Source organism: Pseudomonas syringae group sp. J248-6, from assembly GCF_032586995.1.
GTDB lineage: Bacteria > Pseudomonadota > Gammaproteobacteria > Pseudomonadales > Pseudomonadaceae > Aquipseudomonas > Aquipseudomonas amygdali.
Map to the genome: position 1 here is coordinate 1 of NZ_JAWHOP010000043.1, position 3,454 is coordinate 3,454.

Genomic DNA, 3,454 nt, shown 5'->3' on the forward strand with positions numbered 1-3,454 from the left:
CTTAATCGACGACTCAGCTGCGCCATAAGCACCCACACGAATTGCTTGATTCATTGAAGAAGACGATTAGAAGCAGCGCCCGAGTTCGGGTCTGTAGCTCAGTTGGTTAGAGCGCACCCCTGATAAGGGTGAGGTCGGCAGTTCGAATCTGCCCAGACCCACCAGTTTACTGGTGAGATAGCTGGTCAGAGTAGACGCCTCCACGGTATGTAGAAATACGGGGCCATAGCTCAGCTGGGAGAGCGCCTGCCTTGCACGCAGGAGGTCAGCGGTTCGATCCCGCTTGGCTCCACCACTTACTGCTTCTGTTTGAAAGCTTAGAAATGAGCATTCCATTGATCCTGACGATCAATGCATGAATGTTGATTTCTAGTCTTTGATTAGATCGTTCTTTAAAAATTTGGGTATGTGATAGAAAGAAATAGACCGGGCACCTCTTTCACTGGTGTGTGTCCGGGCTAAGGTAAAGTTTGTGAAATGCAAACTTTCGGCGAATGTCGTCTTCACAGTATAACCAGATTGCTTGGGGTTATATGGTCAAGTGAAGAAGCGCATACGGTGGATGCCTTGGCAGTCAGAGGCGATGAAAGACGTGGTAGCCTGCGAAAAGCTTCGGGGAGTCGGCAAACAGACTGTGATCCGGAGATGTCTGAATGGGGGAACCCAGCCATCATAAGATGGTTATCTTGTACTGAATACATAGGTGCAAGAGGCGAACCAGGGGAACTGAAACATCTAAGTACCCTGAGGAAAAGAAATCAACCGAGATTCCCTTAGTAGTGGCGAGCGAACGGGGACCAGCCCTTAAGTTGTATTGAGATTAGCGGAACGTTCTGGAAAGGACGGCCATAGTGGGTGATAGCCCTGTACGCGAAAATCCCTTTGCAATGAAATCGAGTAGGACGGGGCACGAGAAACCTTGTCTGAATATGGGGGGACCATCCTCCAAGGCTAAATACTACTGACTGACCGATAGTGAACCAGTACCGTGAGGGAAAGGCGAAAAGAACCGCGGAGAGCGGAGTGAAATAGATCCTGAAACCGTATGCGTACAAGCAGTGGGAGCCCACTTTGTTGGGTGACTGCGTACCTTTTGTATAATGGGTCAGCGACTTATTTTCAGTGGCGAGCTTAACCGAATAGGGGAGGCGTAGCGAAAGCGAGTCTTAATAGGGCGTCTAGTCGCTGGGAATAGACCCGAAACCGGGCGATCTATCCATGGGCAGGTTGAAGGTTGGGTAACACTAACTGGAGGACCGAACCGACTACCGTTGAAAAGTTAGCGGATGACCTGTGGATCGGAGTGAAAGGCTAATCAAGCTCGGAGATAGCTGGTTCTCCTCGAAAGCTATTTAGGTAGCGCCTCATGTATCACTGTAGGGGGTAGAGCACTGTTTCGGCTAGGGGGTCATCCCGACTTACCAAACCGATGCAAACTCCGAATACCTACAAGTGCCGAGCATGGGAGACACACGGCGGGTGCTAACGTCCGTCGTGAAAAGGGAAACAACCCAGACCGTCAGCTAAGGTCCCAAAGTCATGGTTAAGTGGGAAACGATGTGGGAAGGCTTAGACAGCTAGGAGGTTGGCTTAGAAGCAGCCACCCTTTAAAGAAAGCGTAATAGCTCACTAGTCGAGTCGGCCTGCGCGGAAGATGTAACGGGGCTCAAACCATGCACCGAAGCTACGGGTATCATCTTTTGATGATGCGGTAGAGGAGCGTTCTGTAAGCCTGTGAAGGTGAGTTGAGAAGCTTGCTGGAGGTATCAGAAGTGCGAATGCTGACATGAGTAACGACAATGGGTGTGAAAAACACCCACGCCGAAAGACCAAGGTTTCCTGCGCAACGTTAATCGACGCAGGGTTAGTCGGTCCCTAAGGCGAGGCTGAAAAGCGTAGTCGATGGAAAACAGGTTAATATTCCTGTACTTCTGGTTATTGCGATGGAGGGACGGAGAAGGCTAGGCCAGCCTGGCGTTGGTTGTCCAGGTTTAAGGTGGTAGGCTGAGATCTTAGGTAAATCCGGGATCTCAAGGCCGAGAGCTGATGACGAGTGTTCTTTAGAACACGAAGTGGTTGATGCCATGCTTCCAAGAAAAGCTTCTAAGCTTCAGGTAACCAGGAACCGTACCCCAAACCGACACAGGTGGTTGGGTAGAGAATACCAAGGCGCTTGAGAGAACTCGGGTGAAGGAACTAGGCAAAATGGCACCGTAACTTCGGGAGAAGGTGCGCCGGTGAGGGTGAAGCATTTACTGCGTAAGCCCACGCCGGTCGAAGATACCAGGCCGCTGCGACTGTTTATTAAAAACACAGCACTCTGCAAACACGAAAGTGGACGTATAGGGTGTGACGCCTGCCCGGTGCCGGAAGGTTAATTGATGGGGTTAGCGCAAGCGAAGCTCTTGATCGAAGCCCCGGTAAACGGCGGCCGTAACTATAACGGTCCTAAGGTAGCGAAATTCCTTGTCGGGTAAGTTCCGACCTGCACGAATGGCGTAACGATGGCGGCGCTGTCTCCACCCGAGACTCAGTGAAATTGAAATCGCTGTGAAGATGCAGTGTATCCGCGGCTAGACGGAAAGACCCCGTGAACCTTTACTATAGCTTTGCACTGGACTTTGAATTTGCTTGTGTAGGATAGGTGGGAGGCTTTGAAGCGTGGACGCCAGTCTGCGTGGAGCCAACCTTGAAATACCACCCTGGCAACTTTGAGGTTCTAACTCAGGTCCGTTATCCGGATCGAGGACAGTGTATGGTGGGTAGTTTGACTGGGGCGGTCTCCTCCTAAAGAGTAACGGAGGAGTACGAAGGTGCGCTCAGACCGGTCGGAAATCGGTCGTAGAGTATAAAGGCAAAAGCGCGCTTGACTGCGAGACAGACACGTCGAGCAGGTACGAAAGTAGGTCTTAGTGATCCGGTGGTTCTGTATGGAAGGGCCATCGCTCAACGGATAAAAGGTACTCCGGGGATAACAGGCTGATACCGCCCAAGAGTTCATATCGACGGCGGTGTTTGGCACCTCGATGTCGGCTCATCACATCCTGGGGCTGAAGCCGGTCCCAAGGGTATGGCTGTTCGCCATTTAAAGTGGTACGCGAGCTGGGTTTAGAACGTCGTGAGACAGTTCGGTCCCTATCTGCCGTGGACGTTTGAGATTTGAGAGGGGCTGCTCCTAGTACGAGAGGACCGGAGTGGACGAACCTCTGGTGTTCCGGTTGTCACGCCAGTGGCATTGCCGGGTAGCTATGTTCGGAAAAGATAACCGCTGAAAGCATCTAAGCGGGAAACTTGCCTCAAGATGAGATCTCACTGGAACCTTGAGTTCCCTAAAGGGCCGTCGAAGACTACGACGTTGATAGGTTGGGTGTGTAAGCGCTGTGAGGCGTTGAGCTAACCAATACTAATTGCCCGTGAGGCTTGACCATATAACACCCAAGCAATTTGAGTCGAA

The 3,454-nt window shown here is 51.5% G+C and carries 2 tRNA genes and 1 rRNA gene; all 3 read left to right on the forward strand.

The window, feature by feature from the left end:
- The first annotated feature begins 87 nt into the window (after positions 1-87).
- The 3 genes from RYC17_RS26755 (at position 88) to RYC17_RS26765 (ending at position 3,428) form a co-directional block, all read left to right on the forward strand.
- Positions 88-164 (forward strand) — tRNA-Ile (locus RYC17_RS26755).
- A 55-nt stretch (positions 165-219) separates the two neighbouring features.
- Positions 220-295, forward strand: a tRNA-Ala gene (locus tag RYC17_RS26760).
- A gap of 240 nt (positions 296-535) precedes the next feature.
- Positions 536-3,428, forward strand: a 23S ribosomal RNA gene (locus RYC17_RS26765).
- Positions 3,429-3,454 lie beyond the last annotated feature (26 nt).